This is a genomic window from Thermus sp. KWY1 (genome assembly GCF_057547025.1).
Genome location: NZ_BAAJPG010000017.1, coordinates 136,222 through 154,312 on the forward strand (window position 1 = coordinate 136,222; position 18,091 = coordinate 154,312).

Here is an 18,091-nt window from a genome sequence, read left to right on the forward strand (position 1 = left end):
AGGGGGGGCGAAGAGGCCTAACGTTGAAAGTATGTGGCTATATGCATATAGCCAAAGGAGGAAGTATGCCTAGCACCCTCCACCGCTACAAGGCGGAGTTCTTCAAGGCCCTGGGCCATCCCTTGCGCCTGGCCATCCTGGATGCCCTGCGGGGGGGAGAGCGCTCGGTTTCCGCCCTGCAACGGGAGCTCGGGGTGGAACAGTCGGTGCTTTCCAGGCAGCTTTCCCTCCTGCGGGAGCGGGGCCTGGTGGAGGCCAGAAGGGAAGGGCAGATGGTCTACTACCGCACCCGGGACCCGGAGGTCTACGCCTTCCTGGACCTGGGGCGGCGGATCTTTGAGCGGCACCTCGAGGCGGAAAGGGAGCGCCTGGAAGCCCTGAGGGAGGAGGAATGAGCCCCCTTTGGACCTTTTTGCCCTTGGCCCTGGCGCTTCTATCCGCCGGGACCCCCTGGCGTTTCCGGGGGCTTTCCCTCTTCCTGGGCATGGCGGGCCTGGCTTGGGGGGTGCTGGGGGGTATGGGCTGGGCTTCGGGTTTGGGTGCTCCGTACCTTTACCTCTTTCTCCTCGGAGCCTTGACCCTGGGCCTTGCTCCCTACCTTCCTGCCTACCTGGCCCATCACCCCCGTGAGGCGCACCTTTACGGCCTTCTGCTTCCCCTTTTCTTGGCCAGCATGGCGGGGGTAGCCTTGGCTTCCCCTGGGCTTGGCTTCCTCTTTTTGTGGGAGGGCATGGCCCTTTTGGGCTATTTTCTCATCGCCCTCGAGGGGCCAAACGCCCTGGCAGGGGCCCGGGCCTTTTTCCTGGCGAGCCGCCTTTCGGGGGCTGGGCTTTACCTGGCCTTCCTGGGGCACGGACATGTGGGAGCTGACTGGGTCTGGGCCGGGCTTCTTTTGGGCTTTGGGGTGAAGGCAGCCCTCTTCCCCTTCCACGCCTGGTTGCCCCAGGCCCACCCGGTGGCCATAAGCCCGGTTTCGGCCCTGCTTTCCGGGGCCATGACCAAGCTGGGCCTTCTTGGCCTGTACCAGTCCCAGTACTGGTTCGGTCCACCCCCGCCCTGGGTGGGGTGGGTTTTGCTCCTCCTGGGCCTTCTGGGTGCGGTGTACGCCCTGGTGCGGGGCCTTGGGGAAGAGGACCTAAAGGGGGCTTTGGCCTATTCCAGCGTGGAGAACCTGGGCCTTATGCTTGCCGCCTTGGGGGCCTATTTCCTGAAGCCCATGCCCTTGCTCCTGGGGGCCTTTTTCCTCCATCAGGTGGCCCATGCCCTGTTCAAGGGGCTCCTTTTCCTGGGGGCAGGAGCCCTGGAGGAGCGGCGGATTTCCCACCTGGGTGGGCTTTTCCGCAAGGCTCCCGGACTTGGAGCCCTCGCCTTGTGGGGAATGGGGGTGGGGGCGGGCCTCCCTCCTGGCCCGGTGTTTCTTGCGGAGTGGCAGCTTTACCAAGGCTTTTTGCAGGGGCCTTTCCTGGTGCCCCTGGCCGCCGGGGCCTTGGCCCTGGTGGGGGCCTTGGCCCTCTACTTCTACGTGCGCCTATTCGGGCTAGCCTTCTTGGGCCTGCCTCGAGGCGAGGCTGCCCTGCACTGGACCCAGGGGATGCGCCTCAGTCTTGGGGTGCTGGCGGGGCTCCTCCTCCTTCTGGCCTTGGTGCCCGGGTTGGTCCTGGACCCCCTTGGGGTTCGCACCTACCCCAACTGGCTACTCTTGATCCTTCTTGGGGTTCTGGCTGGGGTGTTTTACCGGGGCCTTCTCCGGATGCCCATGCGGGCCTACGGTACCTGGGACTGCGGTTTCCAGCCCCTCACCCCCAGGATGCAACCCAACGGCCTGGGCTTCGCCGAACCGGCCCTTCGCCTTTTCCCCTTCCTTCGCCTCCAGGTGGGGGAGCATCCCCGTCTGGAGGAACCCTTGGCCGAGGTGTACCCCGGGGTGGGGCGGATCTACGCCCGCCTTGCGGCTTGGGTGCAAACCCTGCAGTCAGGAAGCCTGCACCTTTACCTTCTCCTGCAACTCCTCACCTTGGTGGTGGTTCTGGGGGTGGTCTTGCTATGACGGCGCTCTTGGCCCTGGTGTTGGCTCCGCTTTTTTCGGGAAGCGTCAAGTGGCTGAAGGCTAGGCTTACCCACCGGCAGGGGCTTAGCCCGCTGGTGGAATACCGAAACCCGTTCAAGCTCTGGCGGAAGGTCTGGATAGTGCCCCATCCCACCACCCCCCTTTTCCTCCTCGGGCCCATCCTGGCTCTTTTGGGAACCCTGGGAGCCTTGGCCCTCTTGCCCATCCTCCCTGGCCCAACCTTCAAGGGGGACTTTCTCCTCGCCCTTTACCTCCTGGGCCTCGGGCGCTTTGTTCAAATGCTGGCGGCCCTGGATGCGGGTAGCAGTTTTGGGGCTCAGGGAAGTTACCGGGAGGGTGTGGTCACGGTGTTGGCGGAGCCCGGTACCCTTATGGCCTTGGCCGGGGCAGTCCTCCTGGGGGAAGGGTTTTCCCTGAGCGGTCTCCCCGAGCTTGGGGTGGAGAACAGCTTGGTGCTGTTGCTGGCCCTGGCCTCCCTCGCCCTTGGCCTTCTGGCCGAGGGAGCCAGGATGCCGGTGGACGATCCCACCACCCACCTGGAGCTCACCATGATCCACGAGGCGCAGATTCTGGACCATAGCGGCCCTCTTCTGGCCCTGTACGAGCTTGCCGGGTCGCTCAAGATGCTCTTCTATGCGGGGTTGATGGCCTTGTTGTTGCCGGGGTTCAAGCCCCTGGTCTTCCTGGGGGTGGGGGCGGCCTGGGTTTTGGCGCTGGCCTACCTGGAAACCTACGGGGTAAAGCTCCGCTACCTGAGGCTTCCGGACTTTCTTTCGTACAACACCCTTTTCGGGGTGCTGGCGCTTTTGGGGGCGATATGGCGCTTTTAAACACCTTGGTCCTGGCCATTCTGGCCACAGGTTTCCTGATGGTGAGCCGCCGCAGCCTGGACGCCATCATCCGGCTCTACGCCCTGCAGAACATCCTTTTGGCCCTGGTTTCCTTCGGGCTTGCGGGAGGGGAGTTGCACTTCGTGCTGGCCGGCCTGGCCCTCTTCGCGGTTAAGGGGGTGCTCATACCCTGGTACCTGTTCTGGCTGATCGACCGCCTCGAGGTGAGCCACGAGGTGGAGGGGTACCTGTCCGTTTCCCTCTCCCTCCTTCTGGCAGGGCTCCTCACCGCCTTGGCCTTCCGGGTGGGGAAGGCCTTTGTGCTTCCCGAGGCCCCCTTGCCCCAGGGGGTGCCCGTGGCCCTCTCCTTGGTGCTTCTGGGAATCCTTTCCATGGTGAGCCGCAAAAAGGCAATAAGCCAGGTTCTGGGCTTCCTGGCGCTGGAGAACGGGGTTTTCCTCATGGCCCTTTCCGAGAGCCACGGCTTGCCCCTCTTCGTGGAGTTGGGGGTGGCCTTGGATGCCTTCGCCGCCGTGTTCTTGGCGGGAATCCTCATCTTCCGCATCAAGGGGGAAATGGGGCATGTGGATACCGCGAGGATGCGCTCTCTAAGGGGGTAACGGTGCTGTATCTTCTGGTCCTCTTACCCTTGGTGGTCTTCCTGGCCCGCAAGGAGGCCGGTCGGCTGGTGCGGCTTTCCGTTTTGGTGCCCCTTTTCAGCTTTCTTCTGGCTCCGTTTCTGCTGGGTACGGCAGCGGGTCCTTTCCGGTTGGATGGGGTGGGGCTTTTTTATCTCCTTCTGACCGACCTGATCTACGCCCTGGTGGCGCTTTTTGCCCGGGGCTACTTTGCCCGGGAGGAAGCCTGGCGCTTCTACTGGGCGGGTGCCCTTTTCCTGGCCTCGGCCCATGGGGCCTACCTGGCCCACAACCTGGGCATGCTCTGGGTTTTCGTGGAGGGTAGCACCCTGGCCTCGGCCCTTCTGGTCTACCACAAGGGTGGAGCCCGTCCCCTCGAGGCCACCTGGAAATACCTCATGCTGGGCAGCGTGGGCATCGCCATGGGGCTCATCGGGGTCATCCTGGTCTACGCCCTGGTGGGCGGGGCCACCCTGGACTGGGGAGAGGTTCGGTCCCTGGTGGGGGAGGCCGATCCCGAGGGGCTTAAGGTGGCCTTCGCCCTTCTTTTGGTGGGCTTTGGGACCAAGGTGGGGCTATTCCCCTTGCAGGCCTGGCTTCCCGATGCCCACGCCGAGGCCCCGGGGCCGGCTTCGGCCTTGCTTTCGGGAACCCTCCTCAACGTGGCCTTTTACGCCCTTCTCCGCTACGCCGCCATCATGCAGGCGGCGGGGCTTTTCGCCTTTGCCTCCAGCCTGCTCCTTACCTTTGGCCTGCTTACCCTTTTGTTTGCGGCCCTCTTTCTCTTTGGACAGAAGGAATACAAGAGGCTTCTCGCCTACTCCAGCATGGAGCACATGGGTCTTGCGGTCTTCGCCCTGGGCCTGGGATTGCCCTGGCTGGCCCTTTACCATACCCTGGCCCACTCCCTGGCCAAAACCTTGGCCTTTTTGGGGGCCAGCGGTATCCTGTCCCTCACGCACGCCAAGGAGGTGGGGCGGGTGGGCGGGCTGGTCTTCCACCTGCCAGCCTTGGGGATCCCCTACGTCCTGGCCTTGGCGGCCCTGGGGGGCCTGCCTCCTTTCCCCCTCTTCTTCGCCGAGTTTAAGGCGGTGGAGGCGGCCATGCGCTGGCCTGGGCTGGCGGGGCTCTACCTTTTGGGTCTGGGTATGGCGTTTGCTGGCCTCCTTCCTCCCATGGCCCAGATGGGCTTCGGCAGGGGGAAACCCCTTAGGGGGCAGGGCCTGGATCTCTGGATTTTGTGGTTGCTCCTGGGCATCCTGGTGATCCTCGGCGTGTTCCCGGGGGTGGACGTGTTTAAGGGGTTGGAGGTGGTGCTGTGGAGAAAGTGATGGAGGCCCTGCGCGAGGGGAGGCCTGTGGCGCTTTTTCCTTATGGAGACCGGGTGCTTCTGTGGGTAGAGCATCCGGGGGGCCAGAAGGGTGCGTTAGGCCTCACCGAAGCCTTCCTCTTCGGTGAGAGGAGGCGCTTTCCCAGCCTGGCTGCCGAGTTTCCCGCTCTGGATTGGTTTGAACGGGCCCTTTGGGAGAGGGGTTTTGAGCCGGTGGGGCACCCCGGGTTGAAACCCCTCAGGCGCCACGACCTTCCCTACACCTTCCGGGAGTTTCCCCTCTTCCATGAGGTGCCTGTGGGACCCGTGCATGCAGGGATCATCGAACCCGGGCACTTCCGGTTTAGCGTTTTGGGCGAGCGGATCGTGAACCTGGAGATCCGCCTGGGCTACCAGCACCGGGGCTTGCTCTCCCTCATGCCGGGCAAAGGGGCTGAGGCTGCGCTCCTTCTGGTGGAGCGGGCGGGGAGTGAGCCCGTGGCCCACGCCATGGCCTTCGCCGAGGCCTGGGAAAGGGCCTTGGGCTGGGAGGCCCCTTCTCGGGCGCAGTACCTTCGCCGGGCAGCCCTGGAGTTGGAGCGGGCCTTTGGCCATCTGGGTCATCTGGCCGGGCTCTTCACCGATATCGGCTACGCCTACGGGGCCACCCAGGTGGGGCGGATACGGGCTCTTCTGCAGGGGGAACTGGACCGGTTAACCGGCCACCGCTACGGGAGAAACTTCCTAAGGGTTGGGGGGGTGTGGCGGGAGGGCCAGCCGGACCTCGAGGCCATCGCCGCCTACCGGGAGGAGCTGGCCCGCCTGCTACCCAGGCTTCTCAAAAATCCCCAGGTGCTGGACCGCATGCGCTATGTGGGGGAGGTGCGCCGGGCCGAAGCCTTGGCCCTGGGCTTCGTGGGCCCCACGGCCCGGGCCAGCGGGGTGGGGAGGGACCTCAGGCAGGACGACCCCCTTTACCCCGACTTTACCCCCGTGGTGCGCCAGGGAGGGGATGTGCTGTCCCGGGCCCAGGTGTATGCCGAGGAGAGCCTTAAGGCCCTGGATTACGCCCTTTTCTTCCTTCGCCATCTTCCCGCCGGGCCTCTGGCCCTGGACCCCCCTCTGGGGGAGGGTGAGGCCTTGGCCCGGGTGGAGGCGGGAAGGGGTGAGGTGGTGTGGTTCGTCCGGGTGGAGGCTGGGAAGGTGGTCATGGCCGAGGGGGTGGACCCGAGCTTCAAGAACTGGCGGGCTTTGGAGCTTGCGGTCCGGGGGGAAGGCTTGCCGGATTTCCCCCTTTGCAACAAGTCCTTTGACCTCTCCTATGCGGGAAGCGACCTCTAGGGGGTGCCATGAGCTTGATGCACACGCTTAAGGTGGGAAGGTTGGCGCGCAAGCTGGAGGAGATCCTGAAGGTTCCCCAGCACGCTTTTGGCTACCCCTTGCTGAAGCCGGCGGGCTTGACCCCAAGGGTTCGCGAGGGGCTTATCCATCTTTGCCCCAGCGGGGCTTTTGCCGAGACGGAGGGGGTTTTCAGCCTGGACCTCGCCCGGTGCGTGGGATGCGGGCGGTGTGCCCTGGCATACCCGGAGGCCGTGGGGGAGATGAGGTCCCTGGAGGTGGCCGTGACCCGCAAGGAGGACCTGGTCCAGCGGGTGGACCTGGAAAGGGGAGGGTTTCTGGACCCGGGCCCTCCCCCTTCCCCTCGGACAGAGCTTCGCCTGCCCACCCTGGCCTTTCGCGAGGTGAGCGCCGGGGACACGGGCCTTGCCGACTCGGAGATCGCCCTTCTTGGCAATCCTTTTAACGACATGGGCCGCTTCGGGTTCCAGGTGGTGGCTTCGCCCCGGCACGCGGACGCCCTTCTGGTCACGGGCCCCGTGAGCCGCAACATGGCCGAGGCCCTAAGGCGCACCTACGAGGCCATGCCGGAGCCCAAAGGGGTGGTGGCTGTGGGGAACGAGGCCATTTCGGGTGGGGTGTTTGCGGGAAGTCCCCAGGTTCTGTCCGGCGTGGACCAAGTGGTACCTGTGGACGTGTACGTGCCTGGGGATCCACCGAGGCCCGGAGCCATCCTCCACGGCTTGATGCTTTTGGTGGGCCGCATGACCCAGCGGCTGGTAGGGGGGGTTTTGCGCTAAGCTCTTGCCATGGACTGGCTCCTCACTCCGGGTCCTGTGCGGCTTCATCCCAAGGCGCTAGAGGCTTTTTCCCGCCCTCAGCTTCACCACCGGACTGAGCCCGCCAGGGCACTTTTCCTTAAGGCCCGAAGCCTTCTTCGGGAAGCCTTCCGCACCCAGGGCGAGGTGCTCATCCTCACGGGAAGCGGCACCCTGGCCATGGAGGCCCTGGTGTGGAATCTCTTCGCCCCCGGGGAAAGGGTTTTGGTGCCGGTTTACGGCAAGTTCTCCGAGCGCTTCGCCGAGATTGCGGAAAGCGCGGGCCTCGAGGTGGACCGGTTGGAGCTCCCTTACGGGCGGGTACCAAGCCCGGACCAGGTGGCAAGGCCCGGTTACCAAGGGCTACTGCTGGTTCACTCGGAGACCTCCACCGGGGCCATGGTGGACCTTCCCGCCCTGGCGAGAGCCTTTAAGGAGGCCAATCCCAAAGGTCTGGTGGGGGCCGACATGGTGACCAGCTTGCTGGTACGGGAGGTGGCCCTCGAGGCCTGGGGAGTGGATGCCGCGGCCTCCGGTAGCCAGAAGGGTCTCATGTGCCCCCCGGGGCTGGGTTTTGTGGCCCTAAGCCCCTGGGCCTTGGAACGTTTGCGCCCCCGGGGCTACTACCTGAACCTCTCCCGGGAGCTCAAAGCCCAGAGGGAAGGGGAAAGCGCCTGGACCCCGGCCATCAACCTGGTGGGGGCGGTGGCGGCGGTGCTGGAGAAGGTGTTGCCCAAGCTTCCCGAACACCTGGCCTTAAAGGCCTGGCAGAACGACCTTCTGTACCGGGTTGGGGCGGAGCTGGGGTTAAGCCCTGTGCCCGAGGTGCCAAGCCCGGCGGTGGCCGCCTTTTACCTGCCCGAAGGGGTTTCCTACCGGGCGGTGAAGGAGGCCTTTGCCCGAAGGCAGGCGGTGATCGCCGGGGGCCAGGGGCCCTTGAAGGGCAGGGTATTCCGCCTTTCCCTCATGGGTTATTACAACCGCTACGAGGCCCTCGGGGTGGCGGCCCTTTTCAGGGAAGCTTTTGCCGATATTCTTCCAGCTTCCTGAGCATCTCCTCCCGGGTGTAGACCGCCCTGGCCCCGCCCACCAGCTTGGGGCGGGTTTTGGCGGCGATGAGTACTGCCTCGCCAATCCTGCGCAGGGAAAGCCTGAGGGGTACGGCCACGGGCCGCAGGTGCATGCCGATGAGAACGCCCCCGATGTCCATTCCCCCGTGGGCTTGGGCCTTTAGGGATTCCACCATCACGGGGTCCTGGAGGCGGAGAAAGGCGGCCATGGCCAGGCTTCCTCCCGCCTTGGGATGGGGAAAGACGGTGACCTCCTCCAGGCTGTAGGTCCGGGCTGCCTCCCTTTCCACCACCAGGGCCCGGTTCAGGTGCTCGCATCCCTGGACGGCTACCCATATCCCCCGTTCGAGGAGAGGGGGAAGGAGCCCCTCGAGGATGGCCTCGGCCACCTCGAGGCTGGGCTTCGTTCCCACCTTTTCCCCCAAGACCTCGCTGGTGGACCCCCCCAGGACGAAGAGGCTTCCCCTGGGCATGGGGAAGAGGTCCAGAAACTCCAAAATCGCTTTTTCCGCCGCCTTGCGGATGCCCTCCATACCTCAAGCCTACTCCTCCCCGCAGGAGCGCTGCATCCATTTGGATCCAGGTGAGCGTAGTAAGGGGTGAGGGGAGGTGTGTGGTATGCGCTGGCGGTTGGCGTTCGGGTTGGGGGTTTTATCGTTGGTGGCTTGGGTGGTCTTGGCCTTGGGCCAGGGTGGGAAGAAGCCGGAGGTTTACCTGGCAGAGCTGGCGGGGCAGGGGCTCAAAGGGCGGGCGGTGGTTTTGGTTGGTTCCCAAGGGGGGCTGGAGGTCTTTGTCTATTTGGAGGGCCTGAGGCCGGGATCCGGGGCCTATGCCAACCACATCCACTTCAACCGCGGGGGTAACGCCACGTGTAAGGAGCAGAACGGGGATCAGATCCTGGGCTTAACCTCCCTGGTGGCGGATGCCAACGGCCGTGCGGTGGCCTATACCCGGTTGCCCGCCGCCTCTTTGCCGGGGGGTAGCACCTATGTGAACGTTCATGCCAACACCCCGACACCGGTGGGTGGAACCCTGGCCTGCGGCGATCTTCAGGCCACCGAGGTTCGCTACTGAGGAGGTGGGCATGCGTTCCATGTGGATAGGCATGCTGGCCGCCCTGACGCTGGCGGGATGCTACCCCCGGACGGGAGGGGGTGGGGGTGTGGAGCCCTGTCCTTCGGTCATCCGGATTCAAGGCTTTGCCTTTCATCCGGCCCGGTGCTTCGTGGCCTCGGGGGGTAGCCTGAGCTTTGAGAACCAGGATGCCGCACCCCACACCGCCACCGCCGAGGGTGGGGCCTTTGACACGGGCACCCTGAGCCAGGGCCAGACCTCTGCCCGCATCGTTTTGAATCAGCCAGGAACCTACCCCTATTTCTGCCGCATCCATCCTGGCATGCAGGGGGAGATTGAGGTTAGGTGATGCGGTAGATCTTCAGGGGACTTGTTCTCGCCGGGCAAAAAGGGGCCTGGCCTCAGGGCAGGTTCAAGCGGGTAAGGAAGCGGGCTGGGGGGGATGGCCTGGGCTTTCCGGAGACCGCATTTTCCGGCCGGGACTCCAGGCTGAGGACTAGGGTACGGAAGTGGCCGTAGTCGGCTTCCAGGATGCGCGTTGGCCCCCCAGCCAAGGGAAAAAGCTGACCGCCTTCTTCTCCCCAAAGCTGGTAAACCGTGCCACGGGGAGGGGGTTCCCGGAACAGCACCAGGCAGCGTCCGTCTTCCCGCCACAGGAGGAGGCCCAGGCTTTCTTCCTCAGTACGAAGTAGGCGCCAATGGGCCCCTGGATCGCTGGCCCAATACGCCACTTTTTCCAAGGCTGTTTCCTGGATGGGCGTTTTCCCGCCCAAGTAGATCCCCAGGGCGAAGGCCACTCCCAGGGCGGCGGCAAGGAAAAGGGTCCGGATGGCGTCTCGCTTCCGCCTGTTCCAGCGGAGCTGCGACCTGATCCGATCTAGGCTTTCCGGGGGCGGTGGAACCGGGATTAGGGTGTGGGTCAAGGCGTAGAAGGTTTCCTCCAAGGCCCGCAATTCCTCTTGGCAACGGCGGCACGTTCGGAGGTGGGCCTCCACCTGGGCTCGGTCCTTCGCCTCGAGGCTCCCCGTAAGGTAGTCGGTCAGCAGTTCCTCCACGTGTTCCATCTACGCCTCCCCCAGCTTTCCCCTTAGCTTGGCCAGAGCCCGGCGGATGCGGGCCTTAACGGTTCCCAGGGGCAACCCGTGGCGTTCCGCCAGTTCCCGGTGGGTTAGTCCAAGGTAGAAGGCCTCTTCCAAAAGGAGGCGCTCTTGAGGGGAGAGGTCTTCTAGAGCTTGCACCACCCGGACCCTGTCCTCCCGGTCTTCCCGCTCGGTTCCCCAGGTGGCCTCCCGATCCCCCTCGGGGTCGTGGGGATCCAGGGTGGGGTCTTTAAGGGGTTGCCGCCGTTCTCCCCGCAGGCGGGAGAGGGCGAGATTGCGGGCTATGGCATAGACAAAGGTTGTGGGCTTGCCCCGCTTGGGGTCGTAGCGCCAGGCCTGCTGGTAGACCCTCAAGAAAGTATCCTGTAAAACCTCTTTTGCCACTTCCGGATTTTTCAGAATTCTATGGATCAAGGCGAACACCCAGGGAGCGAGGGTCTGATACAGGGCCTCTAACGCTTCTTCTTCTCCACGGGCCATGCGTAGGAGCTGGCAGTGTAAGAGGGCCTCCTCCCTGTCGTTCACTTGCCCTTTCCTCCTTTAGCTCCCTTCACCCCTAGTCCCCCTAGCCTTTCCAGGGGGCCAAGGAGATTCCAAGGTAGGCTAGGGGTATGGCCCGTTCCAAGCGTGGGCCTTTGCGTCCAGGGTTGCTTCGCCTCCAAGCCCAGGCTTAGGCCAGATGGTACCAGGATAGGCGCCCAGGCCTTGGCCGTCAATTTCCCTTAACCCCAAAGAAGATCCAGCACGATAAAGAGGAACATCCCCAGGCTCACCCCCACGTTGGCCTGGAAGAAGGCCAGGTCCACCCGGCTTAGATCCTTGGGGCTCACCAGGCGGTGCTCGTAGAAGAGGAGCCCTCCCACCAAGAGGAGACCTAAAAAGTAGAGGCTTCCCGCCCCGTAGCTAAGGCCGGCCAGGAGGAAGGCCAGCCAGGCGGTAAGGTGCGTGGCCCGGGCAATCCAGAGGGCCAAGGGGATGCCGAAGCGGGCCGGGATGCTCTTTACCCCGTAAGCGCGGTCGAAGGTGTAGTCCTGCGTGGCGTAGAGGATGTCGAACCCAGCGATCCAAAGCCCCACCGCCGCCCAGAGCCAGTAGGCGGTGGGGTGGAAGCTTCCCGTGACGGCGATCCAGCCACCTGCGGCGGCAGCCCCGATGGTGAGGCCCAGCACGTAGTGGCAAAGCCAGGTGAAGCGCTTGGTGTAGCTGTAGATGGTGAGGAAGAAGACCGCCACCGGAAGGAGACGGGCGGTGAGGGGATTAAGGGATAGCCCGGCGAGGGTCAGAAGGAGGAGGCCCACCAGGGCCAAAAAAAGGGTTTCCCAGGGTTTGACCAGCCCTTTGGGCAGATGCCGGTTCTGGGTCCTGGGGTTTAAGGCGTCGATCTTCCAGTCTATGAGGCGGTTTAAGGCCATGGCCATGGTCCGGGCCCCCACCATGGCCAGGGTGACCAGGAGGAAGGTGCGAAGGCCCGGCCAGCCCCCCGCCGCAAGAAGCATCCCCCCGTAGGCAAAGGGAAGGGCGAAGAGGGTGTGCTCGAAGCGGATTAGGTCTAGATAAAGCCGAAGCCGCCTCATCCCCGTCGCACCTCAAGAATCCGGTTTGTATCGTCCACCAGGACCACGGTGGGTTTGAGGTTCCTTGCCTCCTCCTCCTCAAAGATCCCGTAGGCCACCAGGATCACCAGGTCCCCTGGGCGCACCAAATGGGCGGCGGCCCCGTTGATCTGCACCACCCCTGACCCCCTCGCCCCGGGTAGGGCGTAGGTGGTGAGCCGGGCCCCGTTGGTGATGTCGTAGATGTCCACCTGTTCGTAGGGCAGGATGCCGGCGACATCCAAAAGATCCTGGTCCACGGTGACCGAGCCCACATAGTGCAGGTCTGCGTGGGTTACCGTGGCCCGGTGGATCTTGGCGTGGAACATGACCCTTTTCACAAAGGTCAAGTTTACCCTTCGCCTCCTTCCTGAGGAAGCGTCCCCTCCACGAAGAGGGTCTTGGCGTGGGTGTAGAGCACCTGGCCGGGTGCCGCCTTCCTGGGGCGCCACACGTGCTTTTTGCGGGTGTAGTCCACGGGGACCTGGGTTTCCCCCCTGGCCTTGGAGTAGTAGGCGGCGAGCCTGGCGGCAAAGAGGAGGTCGTCCAGGGGGGGATTTTTCCCCTCCGCCTTAAGGATCACGTGGCTTCCCGGCACCCCTTGGGCGTGGAACCACAGGTCCTCGGAGTGGGCCATGCGGGTGAGGAGGTCGTTTTCCTTGGCGTTTCTGCCCACCAGGACGGGGTAGCCCGAGGGGGAGGTGTACCTGAGGCCAAGCCTAGGCCCCTTTCCCTCCTTGGGTTTTCGGGAAAGGTCCAAGAGCTCCTGGAGGTCCGCCTGCCTGACCCGCTCCATCTCCCTCTCCAGGGCCTTTAGCTTCTCCTCCGTTTGCGGGATGAGCTCTAGGGCCCTTTCCGCCAGCTCCTCCAGGCGGCGGGCCCGGTCGTAAAGCTTCCTGGCGTTTTCCTGGGGGGATAGGGTGGGATCCAAGGGGATCTCCACCGGCTTGCCGTCAAACCCTTCCAGAACCGCCTTTTCCGCACCCCGGGGTACCTCCTTAAGCCGGGCCAGGAGGAGATCGGCTTTCTGCCGCAAGCTTTCCGCTTCCTCCAGGCGCTCGAGGGCCCGGTGGTAGTCGGAAAGCCTTGCCGAAAGGGTCTTCTGCTCCTGCTTTAGAGCCTCGAGGAGCGGCTTCCTCAAGGCCTCTTTCTCCTCCTCGGCCCACTTTTCCCGGAGCTCCTGGGAAAGAGCGGTGCCCAGGGAGGGATTCTCCACAAGGGCCTTTAGCGCCTCGAAAACCCTGGCCAGGCCAGCCTCGTCCAAGGGGGTTTCCGGGGTGAGGGCAGCCCTTTTGGCCAGCTCCCGCAGGAGTTCCAGCCCTATCCCATCCACGTGGCGCACCACTTCCTTAAGGGGTTTTTCCAGAAGGACCCGGAGTTCCTCCAGGGTCAGGGTCCTGGGATCCAGCTTCTCGTAAGGGGGTGGGGGCACGTAAGGCAGGCCGGGCTTCACCTGGCGGTAGCGGTTCACCTCGCGGGTGATGGGGCGATCCACCCCGAGGATAACGCCTTCTTCATCCAAAAGGATGAGGTTGGCGTTCCGCCCTGTGGCCTCGAGGACCAAGGTGGCGGGTGGGGTATCCACGAACCCCTTTTCCCCGGCAAAGCGGAAGAGGACCACCCGGTCCAGCTTGATCTGTTCCGCCTCCAGCAGGGGGCCCTTTACCCGGGCCTGGACCTGCCGCTGGAAAGGGGTCTTGGGCTCTCCCAAGAGGGTTCCCTCCTCCAGGGCCAGGCTGGGAGACGGGGGGCGGTAGCGGGCCACCAGGTTGAAGATGCGGCCCGATTGACCCTTGAGGAGGATGGCCAGGCTACCTTCCTCGGGAAAGGCCAGGCCCAGGTTTAAAGCGGGAAGCTCCTTTCGTAGCTCCCGCAGGAAGGCGTGGATCAGCAATCCTTCCATTTTCTAAAGACCACCAGAAAGGCGGTATGCCCCACCTGCTGGAAGCGAGGATGGGCCACGGGAAGCCGGATCTCCCACTCCCGCCAGGCTACCTCCAGGACCCGCTCCAACGTGAGGGGCAGGCCCTCAGCCCTCTGTACCAGCTCCAGCACCTGGGTGATGTTGGGGAGGTAGGCCACCAGGAAACGATCGGGCCTAAGAGCCCCCGTGGCCTTGGCCAGGACCTTCCAGGGTTCCATGAGGTCCAGGGCCACCCCGTGAACGCTTTCCGGCTCCAAGGAGGCTTCCTCCAGGTTGCCCAAGTGGAAGCGCACGTTTTCCACCTGCCAGAAGGCCTTCACATTGGCCTCTGCCTGGGCCAGGTGCTGGGGCCGTTTCTCGTAGCTTTCCACGAGCCCCGTGGGCCCCACTGCCCGGGCCAGGAAGAGGGTGAGTCCCCCGGAGCCCGTGCCCGCCTCGAGGACCCGCATCCCCGGGGCCAGATCCAAAAGGGTCACCATGGCGCTGGCGTCCTTGGGGTACGTGGGGGTGGCGCTACGTCGCATGTGGAGGAGGTACTCCTCCAGGGTGGGGTGGTGGACGGAAAGCTCCTCCCCCAGGTGGGTCCACACCCTTCCCCCCGGGCCGGCCTTGCGGATTTCCTCGTGAGGCACGGTGCCCCGGTGGTGGTGGAAGACTCCACCCTCCTTAAGGCGAATCAGGAAGGCTCGGCCTTTGGCGTCCTTGAGAAGAAAGAGCTCACCTTCCATCCCAAACACTTTAGCGGGCCAGGGCCCTGGAGTCCAGGACCCTCTCCAGCTCACAGGGGTTGGGAGCCCTCTGGGATCCCGCAAAGGTACGAAGGGTACCCAGAGGCCCAAGCGCAGGGCCTAGCCCCTCACACCTTGAAAAACCCTTCCACCGGCAGGACGAAGACCACCGCCCCGCCCACCTGCACCTCCACCGGCTGGGCCAGGAACGGGTCGGGGGCCTCGGAAAGGGGAAAGCCCCGGGTGACCAGGCGGGTGCGGGTGCGGCATTTTTCCCGGATCAGCTCCAGCACTTCTTGGACCCTTTCGTCCTCTACCCCGATCAGCAAGGTGGTGTTCCCCTCCCGCAGAAAGCCGCCGGTGGAGGCCAGCTTGGTGGACTGCAAGCCCCGCTCCAACAGGGCTTTGGTGAGCCCGGGGGCGTCGGTATCCTGCACGATGGCCACGATGAGCTTCATTGGCCTTCATTGTACACTGCTGGGCCTCCTTGCCCTCAGGCTTTCTGCAAGATGCCGTGCCATTCCTGCAGGCTTCTGGCCTCGGGGCCTTTTTCCCTGGCCTTCAGAATGGCCTTTAAGCTCCACCAAGCACCCTCTAAGGTGGTGATGAAGGGAAGGCCCTTTTCCACCGCCCGCCTCAACTCGGGGTGGGGGACAGGGCTGATAAGGAGGTCATATTCCCCTTCGGAGAGGGTAAAGCCCGCCTCGAGGTAGGCTTGCCGGAGTTCTTCCAGCCGACGGGCTTCCTTGGGGGGAAGCCCTTCTTGGATGAAGCGCACCCGCCCCTCTAGGGGAAGCCTCTGGCCTGCGCCCAGCTCTGCCTTGTAGTAGGCCAGGTAAGGGTCCTCGTCCAGGCCCATGCTTTCCCCGGTGGAGCGCATCTCGGGACCCAAAACCGGGATGACCCCGGGGAACTTGAGCCAGGGGATGACCACCTCTTTCACCGCGTAGTAGGGGGGTATGGGGTCCAGGTCCCGGATCCCCAGGTCCCTCAGGGTTTTCCCCACGGCGATGAGGGCGGCCAGCTTGGCCAGGGGTATCCCGATGGCTTTGGAAACGAAGGGGACGGTGCGGCTTGCCCGGGGGTTGGCCTCGAGGATGTACACCTCCTCCCCCAAAACGGCATACTGCACGTTCAAAAGGCCCTTCACCCCCAGGGCCAAGGCCAGCTTCCGGGTGTAGGCCCTGACCTTGTCCAGAGCACCCGGGGAAAGGTGCACCGGGGGCAGCACCGTGGCGGAGTCTCCCGAGTGCACTCCAGCGCGCTCCACATGCTCCATCACCCCGGCGATCATCACCTCCTCCCCGTCGGAAAGGGCGTCCACATCCAGCTCCAAGGCCCCTTCCAGGTACCGGTCCAGGAGGATGGAGGGCTTGTCCTGAAGGGGCTCGTAGACCTCCTCCAGGTAGTGCTTTAGCTCCTCACGGCTCTGGAGTACCCGCATGGCCCGCCCCCCCAGGACGTAGCTGGGCCGGGCCAGGAGGGGGTAGCCCACTTCCTCGGCAAGCTCCAGGGCTTCCCCGGGGGTGGCCGCCACCCGGCCCTCAGGCTGAGGGATACCCAGCTCCCGGCAAAGCCGGTTGAACTCGTGGCGGTCCTCCGCCTTGTGGATGGCGGCGAAGGGAGTGCCGAGGAGCTTTACCCCGGCTTCCTCGAGGCCCTTGGCCAGCTTCAGGGGGGTTTGGCCGCCCAGGGTGGCGATGACCCCGATGGGCTTCTCATGCTCCACCAGGTTCAGGACATCCTCGAGGGTCAGGGGTTCAAAGTAAAGGCGGTCGGCGGTGTCGTAATCGGTGGACACCGTTTCGGGGTTGGAGTTCACCATGATGGTTTCGTACCCTGCCTCCCGTAGGGCCCAGACGGCATGCACCGTGGCGTAGTCAAACTCCACCCCCTGGCCGATCCTTATGGGCCCTGAGCCCAGGATCACCACCTTGGGTTTGCTGGAGGGCCAGACCTCGTCCTCCACCTCGTAGGTGGAGTAGTGGTAGGGGGTGTAGGCCTCGAACTCCGCGGCGCAGGTGTCCACGGTCTTGTACACGGGCACCACCCCCAGGGCCTTCCGCTCCTGGCGGACCTCCTTTTCCCCCTTGCCCAGGAGCTCGCCCATGCGGGCATCGGTGAGCCCCAGGCCCTTATAGAAGCGCCAGTCCTCCCGGTCCTTGGGGGGATGAAGCTGGAGCCACCCCTCGGCCTGGACGATTTCCTGTATTTGGTACAGGAACCACGGGTCGATGCGGGTGGCCTGGTACAGATCCTCTATGGGCATCCCCCGCCGCAGGAGCTCCATGACCGCATAGATGCGGTCGGGGTTGGGGTAGAGCTTCTTCTCCAGGTCCTCCGTGCGCACCTGGGCCAGGGCCCTGACGTCCCGTTCCAGACCCCTCAGGGCCTTCATGAGGGCTTCCTTGAAGGTGCGGCCGATGGCCATCACCTCCCCCACGGACTTCATCTGGGTGCCGAGCTCGTCCTTAAGCTCCCCCAGGGTGTTGGGGAGGTCCTTGAACTTCTCAAAGGCGAAGCGGGGGATTTTCACCACCACGTAGTCGATGGTGGGCTCAAAGGAGGCCGGGGTCTTGCGGGTGATGTCGTTGGGAAGCTCGTCCAGGCGGTAGCCCACCGCCAGAAGGGCCGCGATCTTGGCGATGGGGAAGCCCGTGGCCTTGGAGGCGAGGGCGCTGGAACGGGAGACCCGGGGGTTCATCTCGATGACCACCTGGCGGCCCGTCTTGGGGTCCACGGCGAACTGGATGTTGGAACCCCCGGTGTCCACCCCGATCTCCCGGATCACCGCCTTGGCGGCGTCCCGCATTCGCTGGTACTCCGCATCGGAGAGGGTTTGAGCAGGGGCCACGGTGATGGAGTCCCCGGTGTGGACCCCCATGGGGTCCACGTTTTCGATGCTGGTGATGATGACCACGGTGTCCGCATGGTCCCGCATCACCTCCAGCTCAAACTCCTTCCAGCCCAAAACCGATTCCTCCACCAAGGCGGTGTGCACCGGGGAGAGGAGAAGGCCCCGGCCGAGGACCTCCCTCAGCTCGGCCTCGTTCCGGGCGATACCGCCCCCGGTGCCCCCCAGGGTAAAGGAGGGGCGGACCACCACCGGGTAGCCCACCTCGCGGGCGAAGTGGAGGCCCTCCTCCACGCTGGACACCATCTGGCCTCGAGGCACCTCGAGGCCGATCTTGCGCATGGCCTTTTGGAACTCCTCCCGGTCCTCTCCCTTTTTGATGGCCTCGGCCTTGGCCCCGATGAGCTCCACCCCGTAGCGGGCAAGTACCCCTTCCTCGTGAAGGGCCATGGAGAGGTTCAAGGCCGTCTGCCCCCCCAAGGTGGGGAGAAGGGCATCCGGGCGCTCCTTGGCGATCACCCTTTCCAGGTACTCCAGGGTGAGGGGCTCCAGGTAGGTGCGTTCGGCCAGCTCGGGATCGGTCATGATGGTGGCGGGGTTGGAGTTCACCAGGATGGCCTCGTACCCCGCCCCCCTGAGGGCCTTCACCGCCTGGGTGCCCGAGTAGTCGAACTCCGCAGCCTGGCCGATGGTGATGGGCCCGGAACCGATGATGAGGATTTTCTTGAGGTCTCTTCTCGGCGGCATC

At 64.5% G+C, this 18,091-nt stretch carries 19 protein-coding genes; 10 read left to right on the top strand and 9 right to left on the bottom strand.

Going from position 1 to position 18,091, the window contains the following annotated elements:
- Nucleotides 1–65: 65 nt before the first annotated feature.
- Genes AC27GT_RS05350 through AC27GT_RS05385 form a run of 8 tightly spaced genes read left to right on the top strand, consistent with a single transcriptional unit; the run spans nucleotide 66 to nucleotide 8,051 of the window.
- Nucleotides 66–395, top strand: a complete 330-nt coding sequence (locus AC27GT_RS05350; protein WP_015717312.1) for an ArsR/SmtB family transcription factor — start codon at nucleotides 66–68, stop codon at nucleotides 393–395.
- The gene (locus tag AC27GT_RS05355; protein WP_015717311.1) at nucleotides 392–2,047 is read left to right on the top strand and encodes a proton-conducting transporter transmembrane domain-containing protein; all 1,656 of its coding nucleotides are present in this window, start codon (nucleotides 392–394) and stop codon (nucleotides 2,045–2,047) included. Before AC27GT_RS05350 ends, AC27GT_RS05355 begins: the two co-directional genes overlap by 4 nt.
- Complete coding sequence (locus tag AC27GT_RS05360) at nucleotides 2,044–2,898, top strand: respiratory chain complex I subunit 1 family protein (RefSeq protein WP_015717310.1); 855 nt, start codon at nucleotides 2,044–2,046, stop codon at nucleotides 2,896–2,898. The genes AC27GT_RS05355 and AC27GT_RS05360 overlap by 4 nt, the downstream gene beginning before the upstream one ends.
- Complete coding sequence (locus AC27GT_RS05365) at nucleotides 2,886–3,518, top strand: NADH dehydrogenase (RefSeq protein WP_015717309.1); 633 nt, start codon at nucleotides 2,886–2,888, stop codon at nucleotides 3,516–3,518. Before AC27GT_RS05360 ends, AC27GT_RS05365 begins: the two co-directional genes overlap by 13 nt.
- 2 nt (nucleotides 3,519–3,520) lie before the next feature.
- Entirely contained in the window at nucleotides 3,521–4,867 is a 1,347-nt protein-coding gene (locus AC27GT_RS05370) for a proton-conducting transporter transmembrane domain-containing protein (RefSeq protein ID WP_126165486.1), read from the top strand.
- Entirely contained in the window at nucleotides 4,855–6,186 is a 1,332-nt protein-coding gene (locus AC27GT_RS05375; RefSeq protein WP_126165485.1) for a hydrogenase large subunit, read from the top strand. The genes AC27GT_RS05370 and AC27GT_RS05375 overlap by 13 nt, the downstream gene beginning before the upstream one ends.
- Before the next feature lie 8 nt (nucleotides 6,187–6,194).
- Nucleotides 6,195–6,983: an NADH-quinone oxidoreductase subunit B family protein gene (locus AC27GT_RS05380; RefSeq protein WP_487223662.1), complete on the top strand. Its 789-nt coding sequence runs from the start codon at nucleotides 6,195–6,197 to the stop codon at nucleotides 6,981–6,983.
- Nucleotides 6,984–6,992: 9 nt separating this feature from the next.
- On the top strand, nucleotides 6,993–8,051 hold the full coding sequence (locus tag AC27GT_RS05385; RefSeq protein ID WP_126165483.1) for a pyridoxal-phosphate-dependent aminotransferase family protein: 1,059 nt from the start codon (nucleotides 6,993–6,995) through the stop codon (nucleotides 8,049–8,051).
- Here AC27GT_RS05385 and AC27GT_RS05390 read toward each other — a convergent pair.
- Nucleotides 8,014–8,604 (bottom strand): TIGR01440 family protein, encoded by a 591-nt coding sequence (locus tag AC27GT_RS05390; protein WP_126165482.1) that lies wholly within the window; start codon nucleotides 8,602–8,604, stop codon nucleotides 8,014–8,016. The genes AC27GT_RS05385 and AC27GT_RS05390 overlap by 38 nt on opposite strands.
- 85 nt (nucleotides 8,605–8,689) lie before the next feature.
- On the opposite strand from AC27GT_RS05390, the gene AC27GT_RS05395 reads away from it, so the two are divergent.
- Both AC27GT_RS05395 and AC27GT_RS05400 read left to right on the top strand, forming a co-directional pair.
- A complete protein-coding gene (locus tag AC27GT_RS05395; protein ID WP_244922427.1) occupies nucleotides 8,690–9,145 on the top strand; it encodes a hypothetical protein in 456 nt (151 codons plus the stop codon).
- Nucleotides 9,146–9,155: 10 nt separating this feature from the next.
- Complete coding sequence (locus tag AC27GT_RS05400; protein ID WP_172957244.1) at nucleotides 9,156–9,494, top strand: cupredoxin domain-containing protein; 339 nt, start codon at nucleotides 9,156–9,158, stop codon at nucleotides 9,492–9,494.
- Between the two features lie 52 nt (nucleotides 9,495–9,546).
- On the opposite strand, the gene AC27GT_RS05405 is transcribed toward AC27GT_RS05400, so the two are convergent.
- From AC27GT_RS05405 to carB, 8 genes are all read right to left on the bottom strand, one after another.
- Nucleotides 9,547–10,209 carry an anti-sigma factor gene (locus tag AC27GT_RS05405; protein ID WP_126165480.1) on the bottom strand — a complete coding sequence of 221 codons (663 nt, stop codon included), beginning with the start codon at nucleotides 10,207–10,209 and terminating at the stop codon, nucleotides 9,547–9,549.
- The gene (locus AC27GT_RS05410; protein ID WP_487223663.1) at nucleotides 10,210–10,770 is read right to left on the bottom strand and encodes an RNA polymerase sigma factor; all 561 of its coding nucleotides are present in this window, start codon (nucleotides 10,768–10,770) and stop codon (nucleotides 10,210–10,212) included.
- A gap of 197 nt (nucleotides 10,771–10,967) precedes the next feature.
- Nucleotides 10,968–11,819, bottom strand: a complete 852-nt coding sequence (mqnP, locus tag AC27GT_RS05415) for a menaquinone biosynthesis prenyltransferase MqnP (protein ID WP_126165479.1) — start codon at nucleotides 11,817–11,819, stop codon at nucleotides 10,968–10,970.
- A complete protein-coding gene (gene panD, locus AC27GT_RS05420; RefSeq protein WP_126165489.1) occupies nucleotides 11,816–12,166 on the bottom strand; it encodes an aspartate 1-decarboxylase in 351 nt (116 codons plus the stop codon). The genes mqnP and panD overlap by 4 nt, the downstream gene beginning before the upstream one ends.
- A 23-nt stretch (nucleotides 12,167–12,189) precedes the next feature.
- On the bottom strand, nucleotides 12,190–13,740 hold the full coding sequence (locus tag AC27GT_RS05425; RefSeq protein ID WP_038031495.1) for an Rqc2 family fibronectin-binding protein: 1,551 nt from the start codon (nucleotides 13,738–13,740) through the stop codon (nucleotides 12,190–12,192).
- A complete protein-coding gene (locus AC27GT_RS05430) occupies nucleotides 13,725–14,489 on the bottom strand; it encodes a tRNA (adenine-N1)-methyltransferase (RefSeq protein WP_038031493.1) in 765 nt (254 codons plus the stop codon). The genes AC27GT_RS05425 and AC27GT_RS05430 overlap by 16 nt, the downstream gene beginning before the upstream one ends.
- 128 nt (nucleotides 14,490–14,617) lie before the next feature.
- On the bottom strand, nucleotides 14,618–14,947 hold the full coding sequence (locus tag AC27GT_RS05435) for a cyclic-di-AMP receptor (RefSeq protein ID WP_015717299.1): 330 nt from the start codon (nucleotides 14,945–14,947) through the stop codon (nucleotides 14,618–14,620).
- Between the two features lie 35 nt (nucleotides 14,948–14,982).
- Nucleotides 14,983–18,090 (bottom strand): carbamoyl-phosphate synthase large subunit, encoded by a 3,108-nt coding sequence (gene carB, locus AC27GT_RS05440; protein ID WP_487223664.1) that lies wholly within the window; start codon nucleotides 18,088–18,090, stop codon nucleotides 14,983–14,985.
- Between the last annotated feature and the right edge of the window lies 1 nt (nucleotide 18,091).